Here is a 23,185-nt window from a genome sequence, read left to right as displayed (position 1 = left end):
GGGCTTTTAATAACGCCAGGAAACACCGGCTACCAGTCTGCTGCCGGCATGGATGCTCTGACCCGCCAGATCCAGCTGGTAGGCGATGACCGGTCGCACGTTTTTGGTAACGGCGTATTCGAGTCCGATACCACCTCGCAGTATATTGTAGAATTCTGAGGCGTTGGGGGTTGTACTGACGGCGAGCGCGTTACTGGCCAGCGTTTTTGAAAAAAACAGAGTACCGATGACGGTGAGGCGCCGGATGAGACCGACGCCCGCCACCGCCGAGGCCCGCACCTGCGTCACACCATCCCTGACGTAGATGCGCGGCCCGACTGAAAGGCCGGCGTACGCCAGCCGGGACCCGAAATCATGCTCTACCCCCACCTCGTAATCCGGTTCGACGGCCAGGGCGCCGGTCCCGAGTTGGGGGGTGGTTGATGCCCGCCCGGTGGGAATGATCGCGTTGACGGTAATGGCGTCGGCGAAGTGCGCACGCTGTCGCAATCCGTAGGAGAGGCCGATCTGTTGATCCTGCAACCCCCCTGCGGAATAGGACGCCTTCGGTTTGGATTTGGTGAGCAAGGCGGCGCGCAGTTGGTAAACCAGCGCCCAGCCCTGCCCGATCCCTTGCTCGCCATCGATACGGAACTGCGTCTCCGAAAGCTTCGAATGGGTCGGGGTGCTGCTGCTGCTGAATGAAGTCTGCGGGAAGAGGCGGTCGGAGTGATAAAACCTCACCGTGGCCTTGATTTTCCCGGACCCCGCGGGGGGAACCCACGGCTGGGCATAAGCGGACTGGCCCCATCCCACGTAACAGACGACCAGCATGACCAGGGCCGGGAGCTTCCTGCGGCGGATATGCATGGGTTGAGCCTCTCCTGTGTAAATGATAACGCGATGTGTGCGTGTGCCTAGTTGGCGAAGGCCAGATATTCGAACCCCATGCCGCGCATCTCATCCGGTGAAAGCAGTCCACGACCGTCCATGACCGCCTTACCTGCCATCGAAGAGTGGACGCGCGGCCAGTCGAGGTTGCGAAATTCCGGCCAGCTAGTGGCGATCAGGACGGCATGACAACCCTGTGCCGCAGCATAGGCATCGGCGCAATATCCCAGGGCAGCATGGGGCGGCAGCACTTTTTGCGCGGTAGATATGGCGGCCGGATCATAGGCCTGGACAACAGCGCCCTGCTGGCAAAGCATGGAAATCACGGACAAGGCAGGTGACTCGCGCACGTCATCGGTCTGTGGTTTGAAAGCCAGGCCGAGGACGCATACCGCCTTGCCGTGGAAGCCCCCCAGAGCGTCGCCGAGTTTCGCTACGGCGAGGCTGCACTGGCCGGCGTTGATGTCCGTGACCGCATGCAGGAATTGCGAATAATACCCCTGCTGTTCCGCAATGGCGGAGAGGGCCAGGACGTCCTTGGGGAAGCAGGAGCCTCCGTAGCCAAGACCGGACTCCAGGAATTCGGCGCCAATGCGCTCGTCGAATCCCATACCTTGGGCAATGGCATGGATATTGGCCCCTACCCGCTCGGCAATACGGGATATCTCGTTGATAAAAGAGATTTTGGTGGCCAGGAAGGCGTTGGAGGCATATTTGGTGAGTTGGGCGCTGGCTGGATCCGTCAACAGGACCGGGCAGCGCAAGGGGGTATACAACGCCGCCACCTCTTCCGCCGCGGCACTGTCCCAGGCACCGATCACGGCGCGATCCGGGTGGAAGGTGTCATATACCGCCGACCCTTCGCGCAGAAATTCGGGGTTGACGACCAGCGGGGCATTCATCCCCGGTGATAGGTGCTGGGCCAGGATGTCGGCCACGCGTTCCGCATTTCCACCGGGAGGGGTGGTGCTTTTGAGAACGACGATGAGGGGCTGCGTCGCCGCGAGGGCGACCTGCCGGGCGGCCTCTTCCACTTGGCTCATATCGGCATGTCCGCTGGGAGTCGGCGGCGTGCCGACGCAGATGAAAGCCATATCTGCATGCCGCATGGCTTCCTGGTAAGAGGTAGTGAAGTTGAGGCGGCCGGCCCGGACGTTCCGTTCCACCAGTTCGGGAAGCTCTGGTTCAATGAAGGGGATCTGGCCCTGACGCAGCAGGACGATCTTTCCTTCGTCCATGTCCACTCCCGTGACGTGGTGCCCTAACTCGGCCAGGCAGGCCGCGGTCGTCAATCCTACATACCCGACACCAATGACTGCGATGTGCTTCATACTGCCTCCTGCGTGATGCTCATGGATGATTTGTAGTAGCCCTGCTGCCAGAGTCGGCCATATTGGCCTCCTTGCGCGAGAAGCTGCTCATGGGTGCCGTCCTGAATGATGCGGCCGTGTTCGAGAACCAGTATCCGGTCGGCGGCGGCGATGGTCGCCAGGCGATGGGCGATGACCAGGGTGGTGCGGCCAGTGGTGAGGCGATTCAATGCCTCCAGCACGCGACGCTCGGAGAAGGTATCAAGCCCGCTGGTAGGCTCGTCGAGGATAACGATAGGCGCATCCCGCAACATGGCCCGGGCAATGGAGACACATTGCCGCTGCCCTCCGGACAGCGACGCCCCCCGCTCTCCGACCAGGGTATCGTAGCCATCGCGCAGCCCCCCGATGAGGTCATGGAGACCAACCGCCTGCGCTGCACCGATAGCCTCTTCGCGCCCGGCACCGGCGCGACCGTAGGCGATGTTCTCCCAGATGGTGCCGTGAAAAAGGAGCGGTTCCTGCAGGACCAGGGCTATCTGGTCGCGGACAGAGGTGACTTGCAGATCGCGCAGATCGCGCCCGTCCAGCAGGACCCGCCCTTCTATGGGATCGTGAAAGCGGGGAATGAGGCTCACCAGTGTGCTTTTGCCGGCGCCCGTAGTGCCCACCAGGGCCACTGTCCGACCGGAATCCACACGGAAGGATATATCCTTCAGCACCAGTTCACCGGGCTGGTAACCGAAGAAAACGGAGCGAAATTCCAGCGCACCGGTACAGGATGGCAGAGGCACTGCGTTCGGGGCGTCCCGGATATCGGGTTCTTCGGCGAATATATCCCCGAGGCGTTCGGCCGCCACCGTCGCCTTGCTGACGGTCCCGGCCATCTTGGCGAACTGGCGCAGGGGCGCTGCCATGCCACGCAGGTAGGCGAGAAAAACCAGCAATTCACCCGTCGAGATGCGCCCGGCCAGCACCTGGGAGGCGCCGTACCAGACCGCTATCCCCACGGCCGCGGCCACCAGGCCGCCCACCAGGGGGGTAAAACGCATTTGCAGTTCATTGGCTTCCAGTGCCGCATCCAGGCTCTGTTCGGCGCGTTCGCGAAAGCGATTTTCCTCAAAGGACTCCCGGCCATACGCCTGGACGACGGGGATGCCGGCGATGCTTTCCTGCGCCATGCTCCACAATTCGCCTTCTTTCCGCCGCGCCAGACGGAACGCCTGTTTGAGACGCCGGGTGTGACGCTGGGTGATGACCAGCAGCAGGGGCACGGATGCTATCACCACCAGGGCGTAACGCCAGTCAATGGCGAGCATGATCCCAGCCATGCCGACGATGGTGAGCAGATGGGCGAAAAGCCCCGTTCCCACCGACACGACAAAGTCCTGAAGGGTCTGAATATCGCCACCGAGCCGGGCCATGAGATCCCCGCTCTTCTGACGGCGGTGAAAAGCCAGTGAAAGCCGTTGCAAATGGGCGAAGAGGGTGCGCCGGATGTCGAAAACGGCGCGTTGCCCCACACGCAGCAGCAGGCGGCCCCCGGCATAGGCCAACGCAGAATCGGCCACGGCGAACAGGAGCATGACAACCCCCAGGACATCCAGCAGCGCTACACGATGGCCGAGGGGATCCGGCAGGAACCCGGCAAGCCAGACAGGCAGAGGTTTCTGGGAAATCACGCTGTCGATGACGAACTTCAAGGGCCAGGGAATGACCAGCAACACCATGGCCCGCGCCGTCATCGCCAGAGCGGCGCCGGACAGCGCCGCCCAGTGCGGGCGCAGAAACCGGCGCAACTCCCAAAGGGAGAATGGGGATTGTCCCTGGCCCATGGCCGCGCCCATCACATCGGCCCGGATCGCAGGGCGGCGATGATATCCGTCACCTGCCGGGCAGTTCTGTCCCAGCCGAAAATCCCCCCTGCCGCCTCCCCGGCGCGCTGTCCCATGGCCTGCCGCTGCGACGGCCCGTTCAGCATAGTGAGAATGCAGCCGACACAGGCCGCGAGGTCCCCCGGCGGGAAGAGCAGACCGGTCACGCCATCCTCGATCAGGCTGGGTAGCTGACCGATGCGGGGCGCCACCACGGGCCGTCCAACCGCCAGTGATTCCACCACTTTGAGGGGCGAGAAATAGAACCCATCCTGGGGGAGGTAGGGTGCTACCGTAAGGTCCATGGCGGCGAGATAGCTGGGGATATCTTCATGGGGTACGCGCCTGGTCATGATGACCTTACCACCGAGACCATTTTCCGTCGCACGGGACTGGAGGGCGGCACTGCCGGGACCTTCGCCCACCACCAACAGCACCGCCTCGGGCGACTGTCGGCTGACCAGCATAAAGGCGTCGAGCAGAAAATCCAGGCCATGCCAAGGCTTCAGGCTGCCAACGAAGCCGATGACCGGTCGCCCATCAAGCTCGAGGCGTGTGCGAATCCCCTGTCCATCCACTTGCGGGTGGAAACGGCTGATATCCACCCCGTTGGGTAGCACGGTCACGCGATTCGCCGGTACCTTCCGGGAGAGCACGTGCTCACGAACGGCCTCTGACACGGCCACGATATGGTCGGCCCGCTGGAAGGCCGCGACTTCCGCCTCCTCCGCCATGGCCTTCAGCCGTAATCCCCGGAAACGCTCCTGTTCGTAGACCAGAGGCGCATTCACTTCCAGCACGTAAGGCACCCTCAAAGCGCTGGCGAGGTCGCCGCCGGAGCGATGAAAGAGCGCATAACGCTCATAGAGCGCCTCCGGCCGCACACCCGCCATATCCAAGGCATCCAGGGCGCGCGCCGCGAGCCGGCGGTCGCAGATCAGCTTGTCGATCTCCCGGCGCACAGTTTGGTCATATTCCTCCTGCCTGATTCCCAGCCGTTCCCCCTCACTGCGAATCTCTGTGGGATCAGCATCGGGCGGCAACTCGATCAGCCGCGCCGGTGGGTAAGGATTCCCTTTCCCCTGCCTGGCGCAGAGTAGCGTGACCTCGTGTCCGACGCGGGCGAGCGCAGTGGTGAATTCCCGCACATGCACCGACGCCCCTTTGTCCCCGAGGACGGGGATACCGCGATCCGCGCACAGGTATACGATATTCATGGCTGCACACTCTGCACGAAAAGGGTGCGCAGGGCCTTGGCGGTCTCCCAGCATTCGAAGCGCTCCTCTATCTTGCCCCGGCTCGCCGCCGCGAGGCGGCGGCGCAGCGGCGCGTCGGCAAGCAGCCGTTCCAGGGTATCGGCCAACACCACCGGGTCCCGCGGCGGTACCAGCAACCCGGTACGGCCGTCTTCGATCAATTCGGGGATACCTGAAACCGCGGTTGAAACCACGGGCGTACCAGCCGCCATGGCTTCCGCCAGGACGTTGGGGATGCCGTCCCGGTCTCCATCCTCCGTTACATGCGGGGCGAGAGCGAAAACAGTGGCTTGCCCGTAAAATGCCAAGAGGCGATCGTGAGCCATGGCGCCCGGCAGGGTTACCATAGCCGTCAGGCCCAGTTCGACGATGTGGGTCTCCAGTTCCTGGCGCAACGGGCCTTCACCGACGATGACGCAGCGAAAGGCGATCCCTCGGCTGTGCAGCAGGTGACAAGCGGTAACCAGGTCTCGCATCCCTTTCTTGGGAACGAGGCGGCCCACCGAAAGGATCAAGGGCAGATCGGCATTTTCCCCCAGCGGAAAATCCGCAAAAGAATCGCCCTGAGGAAAGGCCGCGAGATCGATACCGTGGTAAACGAGATGGATTTTGTCCCAGTCCTGGCGCGGCAGAAAACCACGCAGGTATTCGACGTTGTAGCGGGTGCAGGTGAGGACGAAATGCGCCGACTCAATCCGTCGGCGCATGACCTCCTGGGGGGTCAGGTAAAGATCCTTGGCGTGCGTTGTGAAGCTGTAGGGAATATTGCACATGACCCCGGCCAGGCGGGCGACCGTAGCGGGTGCATTGGCGAAGTGGGCGTGGAGGTGTTGAATGTTATTCTGCAGACAACCATGCGCCACATAACCGGAACGCATGAACTGTTTCCCGACGCTCAGCGGCCGACGGGTGCGGATGGACCACCACAACGCGAGCCCGGTGGCGTGCAGGTAGCGCAGCGGCGCCCGGACCGCCACGGCGGCGTGCCCCCTGGCTACCGCAAAAATGATCCGGGGCCAGGTGAGGGGAAGATAGGTCACGGTCGCCCGGACCTCCGAAACCGTGGGATGCCGGGGGGCGTCCTCGGGCCGCAGGAGCGAGAAAATATGCAGGGGAGTATCCAAACGCTCCAGGGCGCGCATTTCGTTGAGGATGAAAGTCTCCGAAAGGCGCGGATAGCGCTTCAGTACATACCCTACCGTTGGGGTTGTCGCCGTCATAGGGATACCTCCGTGCTCGTTCCGGGATAGAGCATCTCTTCCAGCACCTCGGCAACGCGATGAACACCCCCCAGGTCCACGGTATCCCATTGCTTTCCCAGCGACCGGTCGCCGGCAACGGCGACCGGCACCAGTTCCACCAACCGGTCGACCAAGTCTTCCTCGGGCTGTATCATCCACACGAGCCCGAGCTGGCTCAACGTCGTTGCGCGGAGCCATTGCTCCATGCGCGGTGTCGAGCGTGGCACCAGGATGGCCGACTTCCTGGCGGCGAGGATCTCCGCGGTGGTGTTGTACCCTCCCATCGCCACCACCAGATCGGCAATGTGCAGCAAGCCCACGAGTTCGGTGGTATAGGGGATAATCTGGATGTCCGGCCGCTGAGCGGCAAGCCCGGCCAACACCCGATACCGGTCGGGCGGCATGAGCGGCCCGGGAACGACGATGCTGTGCACCGTGTTCTGTGGAATCCGGCGCAGGGCCTCAAGATAGGCATCAACCAAGGCATATCCGTCGCCGCCACCGCCGACGGTAACGAGAACCACCGGCAAACCCGATGGCACCACCAGCACGTCCGCAACACCGTGCGGACCCGTGCGGGCGACATAACCGCAGTAGCGCACTTTGGCCGCCACCTTCGGTGAAAGCTTGTAGGCACTCACCACATCGAACAGGTGGCGACTGCCGTAAACCAGGATCTGGTCATATTCCGTTTCCAGCAACTCGTAGATGCCTTGTGACTGCCAAACCTGGCGCACGGTCTCGGGGCTGTCGATGACATCTCGCAGACCCAACACGGTGCGGGTCGCCGGCATCTCCTCCCGGATGAACCGCAGCGCCGACAATAACTCCCCTTTCATTCCCGCCGGGGCATGATCGACCAGGAAGAAGTCGGGTCGGTAGGAGGCAATGGCGTCCAGGATCGCCGCCTCGCGCTGCGCCTTGACCACCTCGAAGCTGGAGGAAAGGTCCCTGGCAATATACTCTTCGGCACCAACCTTGATGACGGGCGGGAGAGCCCGCACTTCCAAACCTGTCGGCATCGGCCAGGAACCGGCCATGGGAGAGCCGGTCAGCAGCATCCCGGAAAAAGGCGGTTTACGCTGCATAAGGTGCTCGACGATGGCCAGATTCCGCCGCAAATGGCCAAGGCCGAAGGTGTCATGAGAATAGAGGAGTACTCGTCGCGCCGATCGCCCATGCTTTGCGGCGAGCCGCTGGCGCAAGGCAACTGTGGGTATCGGCTGCCCCGTTGTTACGAAAGTCCCGGGGGAGGACGGCGAATCACCGGCAAACAACGGATTCTGCCGGATTTCCCGGCCCGCGTAGCGTTGGCTGGCGGGCATGTAATCCGCCGCCTGCACAACAGGCAGGCGGCGGTATCGCTCCGTTCCCCGCTGTATGAGGGATTTCATCACTGCCCTCCTGAACGGAGAGATTGGAGAAAGGAATTATCGAAGGTTTTCCGAATCGTCGCTGCTGAGACTTGTTCAGCCGAGGACTCGGTCTGCGGCAATAAACCGTTCGGACGACGGTAGGAATGGCGATTCCTGCGCCAGCAATCCATACAGAACGTCGTCCAGGCGCCGTCAAGAAAAATACGCACCGCGTGCGGGCTGTGATGGCCGCAAATCGTGCCGACAGTAGCGTCGCCCCCCCTCATCTGCTTCATTTCGGGTGCAAACTGCCAAGCCCCCAGCATAAGGGGAGCTTCGTCGTGTAGAACTCGCTTTTGTTCATAAGTGGTTGTCATAACACTCTCCTTGACTCTCTCCAATGTTGGGAAATGCCACCGATCTCGGCACCTGAAATAGATTAGTGGTAACTTTTCCCACTGTCAATAACCACTCAGACTCAAGCCATGCACTCGTGCCATTCTTCGGTCCTGGCTACGGGCTCCTCCCTGGCAAGGCGGCGCCCGATCATCGAATTCGTGCATATGCAGATCGTCTGGTAGATGACGCCTTCGCTTTCCGATGACCTGTCGACATCGACATTCCGCTGTCGTATGATCATTAATGTGGGATAATTTACCACTCAATACCAGCGTAAAAGTGGGAATATATACCACAACATGCTACGCTTAACATGAAAGCTGAATTGAGGCGAACCTGGACATGCCATGAACGAAGCATTGAAGACGGCGGTGTTGACGATCCTGCACCCTTTGGTCCGGTATCTGATCGGACAGGGGTGGACCTATGGTGCATTGACGGATGCGCTCAAGATGGTGTACGTGGCGGAGGCGAGTCGGCATTACGGGAAGGTCACTGGGCGACCGCTGACCGACAGCCGGGTCAGCCTGCTGACCGGGATCCACCGCAAGGAGGTCAAGCGGCTGCGAGTGCAGTTGGAAGAGCACGGCGAGCGACCGATGTTGCGGCACGGGGCCAACATCGCGGCACAGGTGGTGGCCGCTTGGATATCGATGGTGGAGTATACAGACCTCGCCGGGCAACCCCAGCCGCTGCCCCTGCGCAGCGAGGCGTCCCCGAGCTTTGAGGGACTGGCGCGCCGGGTCAAGGCCGACATGCGCCCACGCGCCATTTTGGACGAGTTGAGTCGGGTGGGGGTGGCCCAGGAGCAAGAAGGCGTGGTGCACCTGCTGCGCGCTGCGTATATTTCCGATCTGCCCGAAGACCAGGTCGCCTTTTTGGGGGAGAACGTCGGTGATCACTTGCGCAGCGCGGTACACAATCTGGAAGGGGGGGAGCCCTTTCTGGAACGGGCGCTGTATTTCGATGCGCTGCCCGCGGCGGTGCTGGAGGAGGCGCGTCCGGAACTCTACCGGATGGGCGAGCGCTTGTTGCGCGAGGCCCATCAGCGGCTGAACGCGGCCGAGTCGTCCGAAGGGCCGCAGCGGCGGCTGCGCCTGGGGGTCTATTACTACGAAGAAGACGCCGCGGCGGAACCAACAGAGGAACCGGCAGCGGAGGACGAGCCGCATGCCTAAGGTCCTGCGCCGGTGGAGTCTAGTCCTGGCCTTGGCCCTGATGGTCCTGCCCGGAGCGAGGGTCTTTTCCGACCCGGCGGGCGGTGGGATTGGCGGACTCGGCATCCACCCCGGCGGTATCGGGGGCACGGGCATCCACCCCGGCGGCATCGGGGGCACGGGCATCACGGCCCTGGGAGTAATCCAGCGCTTCGGCAGCATCTATGTCAACGGTCAGGAATATGTCCTGAGCCCCCAAACCCGCTATAGCGTCGACGGCGCTGCGGGCACGGCAAAAGACCTGCGCCTCGGGGACCGAGTCACCGTCCAAGCCGCCGCCGACGGGCAGGCCGTCGCCCAGGTAGTACGGGTGGAGCATGCCGTTATCGGCAGGGTGACGGAAGTCCAGGCGGCCAAGCGACAATTCACCATTCTCGGCGAAACCATCCAGGCGGGCAAAATGACCCCCATCACCGTGCGCAACTCAAACCAATCCCTGCCCTTCGCGGCCTTGAAAACCGGTGACGTGGTATCGGTCAGCGGCCTGGACCAGGGGAATGGCCATTGGCTGGCGACGGAAATCTGTCGTCGCTATCCGGCGGATGCCGCGCCCGCCCGGGTCCCGTTGCTGCTTCGAGGCCGGGTGGACGCCATTCATCCGGGTCAGAACACCCTGGAAGTCGGGGCAACCAAACTCAAGATCAACGGGACTCTGCTCCGTGCCATCCAGGTGGGGCAATCCGTGGTGGTCAGGGGCGAATACACCGACGGCAAGACCCGCGCGGAAAGCGTGAACCCCTCTGCGCTGGCAGCGCAGGAGGTCGGCAACCGGGTGTCACTGCTGGGTTACCTGAATCGCGGAACGGATGGATGGACCACCCACGGGGTATCCCTGGTGGAGAGCCACCACACCCTCTATGAAAACGGGGATGCCGCGGATATGCAGGCAGGCAGCATGGTCGCCATCAGTGGGAAGGTCAAAGCACCGGGGGTCGTCGCGGTGGAAAGCGTTACCTTCAGCGTCAACCCTATGGACTTTGATGTGCCCGTCTTGCCACAGATGGCGCAGGGCGCGCGGGATGACTGGGAACGATCCGAAAATGAGGGTGAGCGCCCAGAGGTCAATAGCCCCGAAATCGAGCGACCCGATGTCGAGCGCCCAGAGCTGGAACCACAGGTGGAAAGGCCGGAAATTCTTGATGGCGATTAAGGCAAGGCTATATCACCATCACTGAATGGTACCACATATATTAAATTTAATCATAGAGATGGAAGGATAGCGATGAACTTGGAAAACAACCTACGGGGGATCAAAACCCTGGCATATTCATCAACGACCTGGAGACGGAAGAAGGCCGCGCCGGACACCGTTCGGCGGCGTTGCAAGGGCGATGGCGGGATCCGCCACCGCCATATCCTCATGCCCAAGATCCTGCAGGGCAATTACCAGAGCGGTGCGGGGGCAGGCGTCGGTACGGTGCGGGGAGGGGGCAGCCATTGTCTGCACACCCTCCTGGCGCAGACTTTCTCATGAGCAGGCGGATGCTCGTCACCGGGGCCGGGGGCTTCATCGGCTACCACCTGTGCCGCCGTCTATTGACCGAAGGGTGGATCGTGCATGGTCTTGATAACCTCAACGCCTATTATGACCCCGCCCTCAAGCGGGATCGCCTGGCGCATCTGGAAAACCATCCGGATTTTCAATTCCACACCGTGGATCTTGCCAACCGGGAGGCCATGAAAAATCTCTTCGCCGGGCCACATTTTGATGTGGTGGTGAATCTTGCGGCCCAGGCGGGCGTCCGCCATTCCCTCCAGGATCCCGCCGCTTATGTCGACAGCAATCTGGTCGGTTTCGCCAATGTTCTGGAGGGCTGTCGCGCCCAGGCCGTTGATCATCTGCTTTTCGCCTCCTCCAGTTCGGTTTATGGCGCCAACGCCCGCCTGCCCTACAGCGTCCATGACGGGGTCGATCATCCGCTCAGCCTCTACGCCGCCAGTAAGCGGGCCGGTGAACTCATGGCCCATAGCTATGCACATCTCTTCGGCATTCCTTGCACCGGCCTACGTTTCTTCACGGTCTACGGACCGTGGGGTCGACCGGACATGGCCTATTTTCGTTTCACGCGCCAGATCCTTGCCGGAGAGCCCATCCCAGTTTTCAATCATGGTCAGATGCGCCGGGATTTCACCTATATCGACGACATCATCGAAGGCGTAGTACGGCTCCTGGACTTCGCACCACACCCTGCTCCGAGTTCGACGGAACAGCCGGACCCGAGCACCAGCGATGCCCCCTTCCGTCTTTACAATATTGGCAACCATACCCCTGTAGCCTTGCTGGATTTCATCGCGATCCTGGAGGATCTGCTGGGGCGCAAGGCCGACATCGAATGGCTACCCATGCAGGCCGGAGACGTTATTGCCACCTATGCCGATGTGGGTGAATTGCAGGAGACGGTGGATTTTTCCCCCGCCACCCCCTTGCGTGATGGCCTTGCCCGTTTCGTCGCCTGGTATCGGAATTATTACGACGCCTCTTGAAAACAGATGACCCCGCACCACAGCACATTGGACATAGCGGCGCTTCTGCTGACCGGTTGTCGGGCGATAATGGCAGTCGGCGCGGTCGGTACTGTGGCCTATATACAACACGCACGAATCACCGAATGGGACTGGTGAAATCTTGCCCCCGTGTTCTGCTTTGGTTAACGGAGGGGCATTGCGTGTACGTCACGAGTAGTAAAGTTAAAAGTGTAGAATGGTGGGTCCATATTTCACGACATGCTACAATCGATACGGAAACTAGGTAAACGAGTCTAGGCAGGCCATGAATGGCACATTGAAAACGGCGGTGTTGGCGATCCTGCGCCCTTTGGTCCGGTATCTGATCGGACAGGGGTGGACCTATGGAGCGTTGGCAGAGGCACTCAAAATGGTGTACGTGGCGGAGGCGAGCCAGCACTATGGGGAGGCCGACGGACGGACGCTGACCGACAGCCGGGTCAGCCTGCTGACCGGGATCCACCGCAAGGAGGTCAAACGGCTGCGACTTCTGCTGGAGGAGCACGGCGAGCGACCGATGTTGCGGCACGGGGCCAACATCGCGGCGCAGGTGGTGGCCGCCTGGGTGTCGATGGCGGACTATGCAGACCCCGCCGGGCAACCCCAGCCGCTGCCCCTGCGCAGCGAGGTGTCCCCGAGCTTTGAGGGACTGGCGCGCCGGGTCAAGGCCGACATGCGCCCGCGCGCCATTTTGGACGAGTTGAGTCGGGTGGGGGTGGCCCAGGAGCAAGAAGGCGTGGTGCGTCTGTTGCGCGCTGCGTATATTTCCGATCTGCCCGAAGACCAGGTCGCCTTTTTGGGGGAAAACGTCGGTGATCACTTGCGCAGCGCGGTACACAATCTGGAAGGGGGGGAGCCCTTTCTGGAACGGGCGCTGTATTTCGATGCGCTGCCCGCGGCGGTGCTGGAGGAGGCGCGTCCGGAACTCTACCGGATGGGCGAGCGCTTGTTGCGCGAGGCCCATCAGCGGCTGAACGCGGCCGAGTCGTCCGAAGGGCCGCAGCGGCGGCTGCGCCTGGGGGTCTATTACTACGAAGAAGACGCCGCGGCGGAACCAACAGAGGAACCGGCAGCGGAGGACGAGCCGCATGCCTAAGGTCCTGCGCCGGTGGAGTCTAGTCCTGGCCTTGGCCCTGATGGTCCTGCCCGGAGCGAGGGTCTTTTCCGACCCGGCGGGCGGTGGGATTGGCGGACTCGGCATCCACCCCGGCGGCATCGGGGGCACGGGCATCACGGCCCTGGGAGTAATCCAGCGCTTCGGCAGCATCTATGTCAACGGTCAGGAATATGTCCTGAGCCCCCAAACCCGCTATAGCGTCGACGGCGCTGCGGGCACGGCAAAAGACCTGCGCCTCGGGGACCGAGTCACCGTCCAAGCCGCCGCCGACGGGCAGGCCGTCGCCCAGGTAGTACGGGTGGAGCATGCCGTTATCGGCAGGGTGACGGAAGTCCAGGCGGCCAAGCGACAATTCACCATTCTCGGCGAAACCATCCAGGCGGGCAAAATGACCCCCATCACCGTGCGCAACTCAAACCAATCCCTGCCCTTCGCGGCCTTGAAAACCGGTGACGTGGTATCGGTCAGCGGCCTGGACCAGGGGAATGGCCATTGGCTGGCGACGGAAATCTGTCGTCGCTATCCGGCGGATGCCGCGCCCGCCCGGGTCCCGTTGCTGCTTCGAGGCCGGGTGGACGCCATTCATCCGGGTCAGAACACCCTGGAAGTCGGGGCAACCAAACTCAAGATCAACGGGACTCTGCTCCGTGCCATCCAGGTGGGGCAATCCGTGGTGGTCAGGGGCGAATACACCGACGGCAAGACCCGCGCGGAAAGCGTGAACCCCTCTGCGCTGGCAGCGCAGGAGGTCGGCAATCGGGTGTCACTGCTGGGTTACCTGGATCGCGGAACGGATGGATGGACCACCCACGGGGTATCCCTGGTGGAGAGCCACCACACCCTCTATGAAAACGGGGATGCCGCGGATATGCAGGCAGGCAGCATGGTCGCCATCGAGGGAAGAGTCCAGGCACCGGGGGTCGTCAACGCAGAGCGGGTCATTTTCAGCGTCAACCCCATGGACTTTGACCTCCCCATCATACCGCGGATGCCCGTGCTCCCTCCCATGTTACATCATCCCGAAATCGAGCGCCCGGAATTTGGCCCTCCGGAGATCGAACCCCTGGTGGAAAGGCCGGAACTCCCTGATAACGATTAATCCAAAATCCGGCAGTTTGAGGGTGCTGAATCAACGCTGATTCCAGTGCCGGTAAGAACGCGCCACCGTAAACAAGCCCGCGCCGATGCTCCCGACAAAAAAACCGATGGGCCAGTTGGTCCAGTAAGAGAGCACAATGGCGCTCCAGATACAGCCCTCTGCAAGCATCACGGATAGCACCAGCACGCGCATGGGATTGCCGCTCAACGCCTGGGCGGCAGCTGGCGGGCCGACCAGCAGGGTGAACACCAAAAAGGCGCCCACAACCGGCAAAGCCGTGGCAGTCACCAAGGCCAGCAAGGTCAAGAACACCAGATCCATGCGTGCGGCACGGATCCCCTGCAAGGCCGCCAGATCGGGAAAAGTCGAATCCAGCAAGAGTGGCCGAAAATACAGAGAAATCCCCATAACCACTAGCGCGCAAATACCCAGTATGGGCAGCAAATCTGCGTCGCTCACCCCCAGCACCTCGCCGAAAAGCAAAGAAAATACCGCCGGCGCATACTCCCTGGTCATACTGAGTAACAACGCACCCATCCCCAGAAACAGCACCAACACCAGCCCCGTACCCACATCGCGGCGCCCCATGCGCACCAATTGGCGCAGAAGAAAAACACCTATTCCGACAAAAATCAGCAGCCCGATCAGCGGGTTGATCCCCATCAGGTTGGCTGCCGCCGCCCCCGGAAAGGCTCCCAGCGGTAGGGCATGGGCGGCAAAAGCCGAACGCCTGGCCACCACAAAAAACCCGACGAAAGCCGCGACAAACGCGATGGCAGTGCCAGCTATCCAGGTATTAATCATGAAACTGGAGAACATGTCTTATGCTTCGCAGTGCGGCCAGATGACCGGTTTCGGACGCGCCGACAAGCCCGTCACCCTAGCCACCAGCACCGCCACCAGATAAAACAGAAATACCAGCGTCACCACAAAAAAACTCACTGGCCAGGCATTGCCGGAAAACCAATAGTAACTTTCATAGGCCATCCAGATACCACCCCAGACTGCCGTCAAACCGATAACACTAGCCCAGAATATCGCCTGCGCAGGGCGTCTGCTCAGGCGAATCGCCGCACCCGCCGGACCAATGAGCAAAGCCGTCGCCAGCACCGCGCCGATGGCCAGGGCACAGACCGCCACCGCCAGCCCCAGAGTCAGCAGTTGCAGCAAACCGATCCAACGCGGGGAAATACCCCGTGCTGCCGCCAGATCAGGGTCCACCGCCGTCAGCAGCATAGGCCGGTAGAGCAGACCCGCGAGTAAAAACACCGCAGCGGAGGCCATCAACGCAGGACCGACAAGACTCCGGGAAATCGCAAACATGGAGCCAAACATCACCGATACCGCTGCACCCGTAGTGCTGGTAGTGGTCACATCCAGATAGAGTAAAAGCGCCGATAGACCCAACCCTGCCCCCAGAACAATACCCGTGGCAAGATCGCGCTCCCGTACCTTGCGTACCCCCAGAAATTCCATCCCGAAAGCCGCAATCCAGGCCATACCCAGAAAACCCAGCAAGGGACTGACGCCCAGCAGGAGGGAAGCCGCCCCTCCGGCGCTGCTCACATCGGCCAGGGCATGCCCGGCAAAGGCATTACCGCGTAATACGGTAAACATCCCGATCAGCGCGCTGACCAACGCTGCGCAAGTCCCTACGATCAGCGCGGTTTGCACCGGCTCACTGCCGAAGAAACTGGAATTCCCCAAAAGCATCAAAAAATTCCACATGGCGTTAATCGGCCTTTTCCGGATGCGACATATGCGCTGCCGTGCCCGCCTCGGCATCTTCAGCGGCGACATCGGGTAGCACGAGTATCCGCCGCCCATGTCGCAATACCGTTACCGGGTGACCATAGAGCTTACCCAACACTTCAGGCCGCACCACCTCATCCACGCTCCCAGTAGCGGCCTGTCCACCCACCAGATAGACCAGGCGATCCATCACCGGCAGCAGAGGATTCATATCGTGAGCCGTCACCAGCACGGCAATGTGCTGGGTGTGGGTCAACGTACCAAGCAGTGCCACCAGTGCGTTGGCACTACCAAAATCCAGATTGGCCAGGGGTTCATCGAGAATCAGCAGGCGCGGCTGACGCACCAAAGCATGGGCAATCACCGCCCGCTGTTGCTGACCACCAGAGAGTTCTCCTACCCGCTGATCGGCAAAGGCCTCAGCCCCGACCGCGTACAGTGCTTGATCTACCAGGGCCTTCTTGCGACCGGAAAACAACGGCAGACCAAGGCGATGCCCATCCAGCCCCAACTGCACCAAATCGCGGGTCCGCAGCGGAATATCCGGATCAAGGGCAATTTTCTGTGGCACATAGCCCACCAGGGCGCGGCGCTGATCCGTCGGTGCGCCATCAATCAGAACCTGCCCAGAGCGCTGCGCCGTCAGGCCCAGTAGGCTACGCAGCAGGGTTGTTTTGCCTGCCCCATTCTCGCCGATCAGGGCGCAGAGCTGGCCAGGATAAAGGTCAAAACTGACATCCCGCAAAATGCTGCGGCCACCCAAATCTACCGAGAGATGAGCGACCGAAAGTATCGGATCGGACATGGCCAACACGGGCTACTTCGGCACAGTCGTCAAAGTGCCACGTTCCACGGCGTTACGCAGGGCGTTGGTTTCCGTCAGCATCCAGGACTGATAACTATCGCCCGTCGGCATGGTTTCATAGACACCGACCACGGGGATCTTCTCTGCTTTCGCCTTGCTCAGAAAAGAACTCGTCAAAGAATTAGTAACTTGCTCATTGTAAACGAATATTTTTATGCTATGCTGTTTGATGAGCCGATTCTGGATGCTCACGTCCTGCGGCGCAGGGTCGGTACCATTCATAACGGCGGCCTGCAAATTCCAAGGTGTTTTGATATCGCATCCGGCAGCCTGCAACAGATAGTTTGCAACAGGCTCGGTCACCGCTACCGGCGTGCCACCGAACTGGGCCTTGAAACTGGCGATAGCCAGATGCCAGGGCTGCAGAGAGGTATCAAACTTGCGCACATTGGCGGCAAAATAAGCAGCATGGCCCGGATCCAGCTCCGTCAGGCTTCGGGCAACCGCCAGGGCGACTGCAGGCATAGTCTCCGGTTTATACCAGAGGTGGGGGTTTTTGGTGCTTTCCGGCAGGCGGAGCAACTCCCGAACCACAATCACCTTGCGCTTGGGATTAGGATTGGACGCTAGAATCTTTTTGGCCCAGCCATCGTAGCCCACGCCATTACGAACCACAATCTGCGCTCCAGCGATTTCACGGGCCACAGCAGGGCTGGCTTCAAAAGTATGGGGGTCGGTATTAGGATTGCTTTCGATGGTGTTGACGGTGACATAGCCCCCGCCGATCTGACCGATCACATCGGCATACTCATTTTCTACGCCCACCGCATAAATCGTCGCTGCGGTAGCCATCTGCGCCATACCCAGCCCAACAAATAAAGCGATCCGTGGCAACAGAGCAAGCATCCGGCTTCGTAAGCAATGGTTAGGCATTGAACAAACCAATGCCTTCTGATGGTTAAACGGAATCACGGGCAAACCCTCGGAGTCCACTGCCACAACCAGCAGACAGACACCAATCTTTGTAATGCAACATTGTTGCAATCTAGTGAAACAACACGTCATTGTCAAGCGTGAAAACGCACGAGAAAGTGACGCGCGCCCACTCAACCTGGTCCCAAGCTTCCCCTGCCGTGAAGCTTGGGGGTAAGATAAGAGGATAATTCCATCACCTGCGGGAAAATACCTCATGAGCCAAGCCCCCCACCCCACCCTCGATACCGGCATACTGACCCAGATTGTTGATGACATACTGGACCTTGCCCGCGAGCAGGGAGCCAGTGCGGCAGAAGCTTCCGCCAGCACCAGCAAAGGCTTATCGGTAACGGTGCGGCTGGGGGAGGTCGAGTCTATTGAATATCATCAGGACAAAGGGCTGGGGGTGACCGTCTATCTGGGCCAGTCGAAAGGCAGCGCCTCTACCTCTGACTTCTCCCGCAAGGCGCTGTCAGAGACGGTTTCTGCGGCACTCACCATTGCCCGGCATACGGCAGCAGACCCCTTTGCCGGGCTCGCCGACCCCGCACTGTTTGCCACAAAGTTCCCGGAGTTGGACCTCTATCATCCTTGGTCCATAGATGCCGACACCGCCGCTGAACTGGCACGCCGCTGCGAGGTTGCCGCCCGCGACTGCGATTCGCGTATTCACAACTCCGAGGGCGGCAGTCTCGGCACCGGCGAGGGAGTCTCGGTTTACGGCAATACGCTGGGATTCATAGGCAGCAGCCGTTCCTCGCGGCACAGCCTGTCCTGTTCAGTGATTGCCGAAGATACCAAAGGTGGTATGCAGCGGGATTACTGGTATGATGTGGCGCGCGCAGCGGATGCCTTGGCAACTCCGGAAGCGATCGGCAAAACAGCAGCACAACGGGCTCTGCGCCGACTGGGTGCCCGCAAGGTAGCCACTACCAAGGCCCCGGTGCTTTTCGAAAATCAGGTCGCCTCCAGCGTCATCGGCCACCTCGCCAGCGCCATCAGCGGTGGCAGCCTGTATCGCAAAAGCTCCTTCCTGGTCGATAGTCTCGGCAAGCGACTCTTCCCGGAACACATCCGCATTTATGAAGAACCGTTACGGCGACGCGGACTGGGTAGCAGCAGTTTCGATGGCGAAGGCGTCGCCACCAGAAACCGCGATATTATCGCCGACGGTGTATTGGAAGGTTACATTCTCGACAGCTACAGCGCCCGCAAATTAAACATGAAGACCACGGGTAATGCCGGCGGCGTCCACAATCTCACTCTGCGACCCGGAGACGCCTCTCTGGAGGACCTGCTCCGCCAGATGGGACGCGGCCTGCTGGTTACCGAGCTCATCGGCTTCGGTATCAACATGGTTACCGGCGACTACTCACGGGGCGCGGCAGGCTTCTGGGTCGAACACGGGGAAATTCAATATCCTGTTGAAGAGATCACCATTGCCAGCACCTTGCAGGCCATGTTCCAGGGCATGAGTGTGGTGGGCAGCGATATGCTCATCCACGGCAATACCGGCTGCTCCTCCATTCTTGTTGACGAGATGACGATCGCCGGCGACTGAGGAGGACGGCCATCAGCAACAGAATCAAGCTCAACAACAGATAAGGGAGACTGCCCCAGCGCCCGTAAGGCGTTTCCCCCGCCATCGGCTGTATGGCCTCGTTCAGGGTGCCCACCACAAACTGCGGCAATTGCTCACGCACCTGCCCGCGTGGCGAAATCAGGGCTGTTATTCCGGTGTTGGTCGCCCGAATATCGGGTTTCTGCTCCTGCAAGGACTGCATCGCCGCCATTTGCAGACTCTGCGCCGCGGCGATGCTATGGCCGTACCAGGCATAATCACTGATATTCAGAAGAAAGGTGGCACCTTCTTCCACTCCCTTGCGTACATCCCGGGAGAAGGACTCTTCATAACAGATGGTTATACCGGCTTTCTGTCCATCCACGGGCAAAACATAAGGCCCATGCCCGGAAGAAAAGCTCCCCAGTCCCGGTAAAAAATGATGCACCAGCGACGTGAGCAGGCTTGGCATCGGGATGTATTCTCCGAAGGGCACCAGATGCTCTTTCCTATACCAGCGCAAAGGTGCCGTACCATCGATTTCCATGGCCGCATTGTAATATTTGTGGCCCACATCCTCGGGGACACCGATGAGCAGGATTTTATGGTACATCGCTGACCACTGCTGCAATTGCGCGATCAAGCCCGGAATTTCCGTCTGAAAAACAGGGAAGGCTGTTTCCGGCAAAACGATCAATTGGGTGTTCGGCGGTGCCTGCAAGATCAGATCGACGTAGTGATGCAAAATGTCGCTGATTTTACCCGCATTCCACTTTTCGGTGATGGCAACATTCCCCTGCAGCAGACTCACCCGCAGCAGTTTGCCTGCGGGATGGGTGAACGACACGGATGCCGCCGCCATGGCTACGCCGTAAATCATGAGGAGCGCCGCGACGCCTCCCATCAACACTTGGCGGGACTGCCGCCGTCGCAGCATATAAACCAGAATAGCCGCCACCCCGGCGGTTGCCAGCCCCACCCCGTACTGGCCAAGCCAGGATGCAAGGCCGCCAAGGAAGGCATGGGTCTGGGTGTACCCCGTCGCCAACATGGGGAAGCCTGTAAAAAGACGTGCCCGCGCCCACTCCCCCAAAATCCACAGCACCGGCAGGGCCAGCAACCGGGCATTGCCGACAAAAAAGCGGGTGGCCAGCCATAAGGCCAGCGCCGGATAGACGGCACAACAAGCCGCCAGTAAAGCCACGGCCCCTCCAGCCAAGGCCCAATCCATGTTGGCAAAATTATGCAGGGTAATGGCGATCCAGCTGGTTCCCGCCGCAAAGGCCGCAAAACCGAAAGCAGCACCCAGAGCGGCCGCACGGCGCGGACGCTCCTCCGCGCCCGCCAGCCAAAATAGGCCAAAAAGCAGGGCGATGGCCAGCGGCCACAAAGCAAAGGGCGCCAAGGCCAAGGGCCAAGCCGCACCCAAAATCAACGCGGCCAGAAGCCGCACAAGAAAGCGCGGCGTTTTCAGTGCACCCCCCTTCACGCGCTCTCTTGAGGCGCCGTTTCCGGCAGAGATGCGCTACGCGGTGGCGGTGGCGGCGTCACACGCAAAATCTGCACCCGCTTACGATCCGCTCGCAATACCTCCAAGCGCAAATTCCCCTCTTCAATCACTTCACCCATACGCGGCACATGCCCCAAGCGCGTAGCCACCCAACCACCGAGGGTGTCGGCATGCCCATCCGCCAGGTGTGCCACAAAATGTGCGTTAAACTCTTCCAGAGGAATCAAAGCATTTACCAGGAAATCCCCATCCTCCCGCGGCGCGATCATCACATCCTCATCAATATCATATTCATCCTCAATTTCACCGACGATGATTTCCAGAACATCCTCAATGGTGATCAGCCCGGCGACCCCACCGTACTCATCTACCACGACGGCCATGTGATGCCGACCCGTGCGGAACTCATAAAGCAAATGATCCAGATGCTTGCTTTCAGGGATAAAGGTCGCCGGACGGAGTAACTCCGTCAGCCGCGGCGTCGGCATATCACCCCGACAACCCCGCAACAGATCTTTGGCCAGGAGAATGCCACGCACATCATCGCGATCATCCCCCACCACAGGGAAACGCGAGTGCCCCACCTCGGACACCCGGGCGACAATCTCTGCTAAAGGTATATCCAGTTCAATCACTTCCATCTGTGGCCGAGGAATCATCACATCCCGCACCGTGAGCTCGCCCATACGGAAAATTCCATCCACCATCCGCGCCGCTTCGGCATCGATAATCTGTCGCTCGCCCGCCTCACGGACCAGTTCCAGCAGGGTATCCTGATCTTCCACATTGCCACGCAAGGACTGGGTAAAACGCTCCCACCAGCCCCGTGGTCGTTCCTGGCTACTGCGATCATCACTCATGCATTTGGTTCAGGTAAGGGTCGGCCACACCCATTTCAGCCAGCAATCGGGTTTCCAGCGCCTCCATCTCCTGCGCCTCGACGGCCACTTCATGATCATAGCCAAGGAGGTGGAGGGTGCTGTGAATGAGCAGATGGCGATAGTGATCGCGCAGGTGCTTGCCCTGCTCGACGGCCTCACGCATCACCACCGCCGGCGCGATAACAATATCGCCCAGCAAATCGCGGCGAAACATGGGCAACTGCACATCCTGCGGAAAGGACAAACAATTGGTCGGTCTTGCCTTCCCCCGATATCCCTCGTTCAGGGCGGCAATTTCGGTGTCGTCCACAAAAGTCAGGGATAGATCGTACATCCGGTCATCCGCAGATGCCCGCGCCGAAGGAGCGGACAGCGCCTGCAATATCGAGCAACGCACCTCGGCGCGGGATGGCAGGGGCAAGGCCGCAACGGCGTCATCCACAGCCATGCGCAAATAAAGACGGCTCATATCTTCGCCCCGAAGCGGTCATAAGCCTCCACAATCCGGGCCACTAGCGGATGGCGGACAACATCGGCACTTTCAAAAAACACCATATCCACACCCGGCATATCGCCGAGCACATCCATGACCTGCACCAGCCCGGAAAGCTGGCCACGCGGCAGATCTACCTGCGTCACATCGCCGGTTACCACGACCTTGGCGCCAAAACCCATGCGGGTCAGGAACATTTTCATCTGTTCCGGAGTGGTATTTTGCGCCTCATCGAGAATGATAAAGGCATCGTTCAGGGTACGCCCGCGCATATAGGCCAGTGGCGCCACTTCAATCACCTGCCGTTCCATCAGTTTGGCGACTTTCTCATAACCCAGCATTTCATGGAGAGCATCGTAAAGCGGACGGAGATAGGGGTCGACTTTTTCGCTCAGGGATCCCGGCAGAAAACCCAGACGTTCGCCCGCTTCTACGGCTGGGCGGACCAGCACCAGACGCCGTACCTGATTGCTGTCCATCTGCTCCACCGCTGCGGCTACGGCGAGATAGGTCTTGCCCGTACCGGCTGGGCCAATGCCGAAGGTGAGATCATTATGGCGGATGGACTCCAGATAACGGCGCTGCCGTTGCCCGCGACCACGGATCATTCCTTTGAGGGTCTGCACGCCGGAAGATTCCACCGCCGTAACGCCCGCCTCCGCCTCCGCCTCCAGTTGCACATTCTGGATGCTATGGTGCACCCAATGACTGGACAGCGAGCGCCCTTGACGTACCTGAGTATAAAGATGGGAAAGTACATCCCGCGCGGCCTGCACAGAAGCGGCTGGTCCGGTGATATGAAAGCGGGTGCCGCGGGGCAGGATCACCACTCCCAAGCGTGACTCGATCTGTTTGATATGACTATCCAGTTCGCCGGACAGTTCGGAAAGCATCGCCGCGCTCGCCTGCTCAGCGATGAAATCGCTGTGGCTTACACTCAGCGTCTTACCAGGAGGCTCCATGGG

Annotated in this window: 22 protein-coding genes; 7 read left to right on the top strand and 15 right to left on the bottom strand. The window is 60.6% G+C overall.

From position 1 onward, the window contains the following. Positions 1 to 6 precede the first annotated feature (6 nt). The 7 genes from PJU76_RS03660 to PJU76_RS03630 are packed head-to-tail and all read right to left on the bottom strand — an operon-like array spanning position 7 to position 8,283. Positions 7 to 849, bottom strand: coding sequence for a hypothetical protein (locus PJU76_RS03660; protein ID WP_271780524.1), 843 nt, complete (start codon positions 847 to 849; stop codon positions 7 to 9). A 47-nt stretch (positions 850 to 896) separates the two neighbouring features. After that, on the bottom strand, positions 897 to 2,201 hold the full coding sequence (locus PJU76_RS03655; protein ID WP_271780523.1) for a UDP-glucose dehydrogenase family protein: 1,305 nt from the start codon (positions 2,199 to 2,201) through the stop codon (positions 897 to 899). Beyond that, positions 2,198 to 4,027: an ABC transporter ATP-binding protein gene (locus PJU76_RS03650; protein WP_271780522.1), complete on the bottom strand. Its 1,830-nt coding sequence runs from the start codon at positions 4,025 to 4,027 to the stop codon at positions 2,198 to 2,200. Before PJU76_RS03650 ends, PJU76_RS03655 begins: the two co-directional genes overlap by 4 nt. Next, positions 4,027 to 5,271 (bottom strand): glycosyltransferase family 4 protein, encoded by a 1,245-nt coding sequence (locus PJU76_RS03645; RefSeq protein WP_271780521.1) that lies wholly within the window; start codon positions 5,269 to 5,271, stop codon positions 4,027 to 4,029. The genes PJU76_RS03650 and PJU76_RS03645 overlap by 1 nt, the downstream gene beginning before the upstream one ends. Then, the gene (locus PJU76_RS03640; RefSeq protein WP_271780520.1) at positions 5,268 to 6,530 is read right to left on the bottom strand and encodes a glycosyltransferase; all 1,263 of its coding nucleotides are present in this window, start codon (positions 6,528 to 6,530) and stop codon (positions 5,268 to 5,270) included. Before PJU76_RS03640 ends, PJU76_RS03645 begins: the two co-directional genes overlap by 4 nt. After that, entirely contained in the window at positions 6,527 to 7,945 is a 1,419-nt protein-coding gene (locus PJU76_RS03635) for a glycosyltransferase family protein (RefSeq protein ID WP_271780519.1), read from the bottom strand. Before PJU76_RS03635 ends, PJU76_RS03640 begins: the two co-directional genes overlap by 4 nt. Continuing rightward, entirely contained in the window at positions 7,945 to 8,283 is a 339-nt protein-coding gene (locus PJU76_RS03630) for a hypothetical protein (RefSeq protein WP_271780518.1), read from the bottom strand. Before PJU76_RS03630 ends, PJU76_RS03635 begins: the two co-directional genes overlap by 1 nt. 369 nt (positions 8,284 to 8,652) lie before the next feature. On the opposite strand from PJU76_RS03630, the gene PJU76_RS03625 reads away from it, so the two are divergent. From PJU76_RS03625 to PJU76_RS03600, 6 genes are all read left to right on the top strand, one after another. Beyond that, positions 8,653 to 9,483: a DUF6502 family protein gene (locus PJU76_RS03625; RefSeq protein ID WP_271780517.1), complete on the top strand. Its 831-nt coding sequence runs from the start codon at positions 8,653 to 8,655 to the stop codon at positions 9,481 to 9,483. Beyond that, positions 9,476 to 10,672: a DUF5666 domain-containing protein gene (locus tag PJU76_RS03620; RefSeq protein WP_271780516.1), complete on the top strand. Its 1,197-nt coding sequence runs from the start codon at positions 9,476 to 9,478 to the stop codon at positions 10,670 to 10,672. The genes PJU76_RS03625 and PJU76_RS03620 overlap by 8 nt, the downstream gene beginning before the upstream one ends. 72 nt (positions 10,673 to 10,744) lie before the next feature. Further along, positions 10,745 to 10,996: a hypothetical protein gene (locus tag PJU76_RS03615; protein WP_271780515.1), complete on the top strand. Its 252-nt coding sequence runs from the start codon at positions 10,745 to 10,747 to the stop codon at positions 10,994 to 10,996. Continuing rightward, positions 10,993 to 12,006: an NAD-dependent epimerase gene (locus PJU76_RS03610; RefSeq protein ID WP_271780514.1), complete on the top strand. Its 1,014-nt coding sequence runs from the start codon at positions 10,993 to 10,995 to the stop codon at positions 12,004 to 12,006. Before PJU76_RS03615 ends, PJU76_RS03610 begins: the two co-directional genes overlap by 4 nt. A gap of 286 nt (positions 12,007 to 12,292) precedes the next feature. Beyond that, entirely contained in the window at positions 12,293 to 13,123 is an 831-nt protein-coding gene (locus PJU76_RS03605; RefSeq protein WP_271780513.1) for a DUF6502 family protein, read from the top strand. Then, on the top strand, positions 13,116 to 14,243 hold the full coding sequence (locus PJU76_RS03600; RefSeq protein ID WP_271780512.1) for a DUF5666 domain-containing protein: 1,128 nt from the start codon (positions 13,116 to 13,118) through the stop codon (positions 14,241 to 14,243). Before PJU76_RS03605 ends, PJU76_RS03600 begins: the two co-directional genes overlap by 8 nt. Positions 14,244 to 14,273: 30 nt before the next feature. Here the strand turns inward: PJU76_RS03600 and PJU76_RS03595 are convergent, their stop codons facing one another. Genes PJU76_RS03595 through PJU76_RS03580 form a run of 4 tightly spaced genes read right to left on the bottom strand, consistent with a single transcriptional unit; the run spans position 14,274 to position 17,706 of the window. After that, entirely contained in the window at positions 14,274 to 15,062 is a 789-nt protein-coding gene (locus tag PJU76_RS03595) for a metal ABC transporter permease (protein WP_271780511.1), read from the bottom strand. Positions 15,063 to 15,065: 3 nt separating this feature from the next. Then, positions 15,066 to 15,956, bottom strand: coding sequence for a metal ABC transporter permease (locus PJU76_RS03590; protein ID WP_271780510.1), 891 nt, complete (start codon positions 15,954 to 15,956; stop codon positions 15,066 to 15,068). A gap of 19 nt (positions 15,957 to 15,975) precedes the next feature. Beyond that, positions 15,976 to 16,800 (bottom strand): metal ABC transporter ATP-binding protein, encoded by an 825-nt coding sequence (locus PJU76_RS03585; protein WP_271780509.1) that lies wholly within the window; start codon positions 16,798 to 16,800, stop codon positions 15,976 to 15,978. Positions 16,801 to 16,812: 12 nt separating this feature from the next. Continuing rightward, positions 16,813 to 17,706 carry a metal ABC transporter solute-binding protein, Zn/Mn family gene (locus PJU76_RS03580; protein WP_271780508.1) on the bottom strand — a complete coding sequence of 298 codons (894 nt, stop codon included), beginning with the start codon at positions 17,704 to 17,706 and terminating at the stop codon, positions 16,813 to 16,815. Positions 17,707 to 17,989: 283 nt separating this feature from the next. Between PJU76_RS03580 and pmbA the strand changes: the two genes are divergently transcribed. After that, positions 17,990 to 19,336 (top strand): metalloprotease PmbA, encoded by a 1,347-nt coding sequence (gene pmbA / locus PJU76_RS03575; protein ID WP_271780507.1) that lies wholly within the window; start codon positions 17,990 to 17,992, stop codon positions 19,334 to 19,336. Here the strand turns inward: pmbA and lnt are convergent. The 4 genes from lnt to PJU76_RS03555 are packed head-to-tail and all read right to left on the bottom strand — an operon-like array spanning position 19,272 to position 23,182. Next, the gene (lnt, locus tag PJU76_RS03570) at positions 19,272 to 20,825 is read right to left on the bottom strand and encodes an apolipoprotein N-acyltransferase (protein WP_271780506.1); all 1,554 of its coding nucleotides are present in this window, start codon (positions 20,823 to 20,825) and stop codon (positions 19,272 to 19,274) included. The genes pmbA and lnt overlap by 65 nt on opposite strands. Beyond that, positions 20,822 to 21,706, bottom strand: coding sequence for an HlyC/CorC family transporter (locus tag PJU76_RS03565; RefSeq protein WP_271780505.1), 885 nt, complete (start codon positions 21,704 to 21,706; stop codon positions 20,822 to 20,824). Before PJU76_RS03565 ends, lnt begins: the two co-directional genes overlap by 4 nt. Next, on the bottom strand, positions 21,699 to 22,196 hold the full coding sequence (ybeY, locus tag PJU76_RS03560; RefSeq protein WP_271780504.1) for an rRNA maturation RNase YbeY: 498 nt from the start codon (positions 22,194 to 22,196) through the stop codon (positions 21,699 to 21,701). Before ybeY ends, PJU76_RS03565 begins: the two co-directional genes overlap by 8 nt. After that, on the bottom strand, positions 22,193 to 23,182 hold the full coding sequence (locus PJU76_RS03555) for a PhoH family protein (protein WP_271780503.1): 990 nt from the start codon (positions 23,180 to 23,182) through the stop codon (positions 22,193 to 22,195). Before PJU76_RS03555 ends, ybeY begins: the two co-directional genes overlap by 4 nt. Between the last annotated feature and the right edge of the window lie 3 nt (positions 23,183 to 23,185).

This window comes from Acidithiobacillus ferriphilus (assembly GCF_028215975.1).
Lineage (GTDB): Bacteria > Pseudomonadota > Gammaproteobacteria > Acidithiobacillales > Acidithiobacillaceae > Acidithiobacillus > Acidithiobacillus ferriphilus.
Note: the sequence above shows the minus strand (reverse complement) of the source record. Positions and strands in the feature narration are given on the sequence as shown.

Excerpts from the sequence above, each read along its gene's own strand:
- PJU76_RS03660 (WP_271780524.1), bottom strand. The coding sequence starts at position 849 with ATGCATATCCGCCGCAGGAAGCTCCCGGCCCTGGTCATGCTGGTCGTC.
- PJU76_RS03655 (WP_271780523.1), bottom strand. The coding sequence starts at position 2,201 with ATGAAGCACATCGCAGTCATTGGTGTCGGGTATGTAGGATTGACGACC.
- PJU76_RS03650 (WP_271780522.1), bottom strand. The coding sequence starts at position 4,027 with ATGGGCGCGGCCATGGGCCAGGGACAATCCCCATTCTCCCTTTGGGAG.
- PJU76_RS03645 (WP_271780521.1), bottom strand. The coding sequence starts at position 5,271 with ATGAATATCGTATACCTGTGCGCGGATCGCGGTATCCCCGTCCTCGGG.
- PJU76_RS03640 (WP_271780520.1), bottom strand. The coding sequence starts at position 6,530 with ATGACGGCGACAACCCCAACGGTAGGGTATGTACTGAAGCGCTATCCG.
- PJU76_RS03635 (WP_271780519.1), bottom strand. The coding sequence starts at position 7,945 with ATGAAATCCCTCATACAGCGGGGAACGGAGCGATACCGCCGCCTGCCT.
- PJU76_RS03630 (WP_271780518.1), bottom strand. The coding sequence starts at position 8,283 with ATGACAACCACTTATGAACAAAAGCGAGTTCTACACGACGAAGCTCCC.
- PJU76_RS03625 (WP_271780517.1), top strand. The coding sequence starts at position 8,653 with ATGAACGAAGCATTGAAGACGGCGGTGTTGACGATCCTGCACCCTTTG.
- PJU76_RS03620 (WP_271780516.1), top strand. The coding sequence starts at position 9,476 with ATGCCTAAGGTCCTGCGCCGGTGGAGTCTAGTCCTGGCCTTGGCCCTG.
- PJU76_RS03615 (WP_271780515.1), top strand. The coding sequence starts at position 10,745 with ATGAACTTGGAAAACAACCTACGGGGGATCAAAACCCTGGCATATTCA.
- PJU76_RS03610 (WP_271780514.1), top strand. The coding sequence starts at position 10,993 with ATGAGCAGGCGGATGCTCGTCACCGGGGCCGGGGGCTTCATCGGCTAC.
- PJU76_RS03605 (WP_271780513.1), top strand. The coding sequence starts at position 12,293 with ATGAATGGCACATTGAAAACGGCGGTGTTGGCGATCCTGCGCCCTTTG.
- PJU76_RS03600 (WP_271780512.1), top strand. The coding sequence starts at position 13,116 with ATGCCTAAGGTCCTGCGCCGGTGGAGTCTAGTCCTGGCCTTGGCCCTG.
- PJU76_RS03595 (WP_271780511.1), bottom strand. The coding sequence starts at position 15,062 with ATGTTCTCCAGTTTCATGATTAATACCTGGATAGCTGGCACTGCCATC.
- PJU76_RS03590 (WP_271780510.1), bottom strand. The coding sequence starts at position 15,956 with ATGCTTTTGGGGAATTCCAGTTTCTTCGGCAGTGAGCCGGTGCAAACC.
- PJU76_RS03585 (WP_271780509.1), bottom strand. The coding sequence starts at position 16,800 with ATGTCCGATCCGATACTTTCGGTCGCTCATCTCTCGGTAGATTTGGGT.
- PJU76_RS03580 (WP_271780508.1), bottom strand. The coding sequence starts at position 17,706 with ATGCTTGCTCTGTTGCCACGGATCGCTTTATTTGTTGGGCTGGGTATG.
- pmbA (WP_271780507.1), top strand. The coding sequence starts at position 17,990 with ATGAGCCAAGCCCCCCACCCCACCCTCGATACCGGCATACTGACCCAG.
- PJU76_RS03565 (WP_271780505.1), bottom strand. The coding sequence starts at position 21,706 with ATGAGTGATGATCGCAGTAGCCAGGAACGACCACGGGGCTGGTGGGAG.
- ybeY (WP_271780504.1), bottom strand. The coding sequence starts at position 22,196 with ATGAGCCGTCTTTATTTGCGCATGGCTGTGGATGACGCCGTTGCGGCC.
- PJU76_RS03555 (WP_271780503.1), bottom strand. The coding sequence starts at position 23,182 with ATGGAGCCTCCTGGTAAGACGCTGAGTGTAAGCCACAGCGATTTCATC.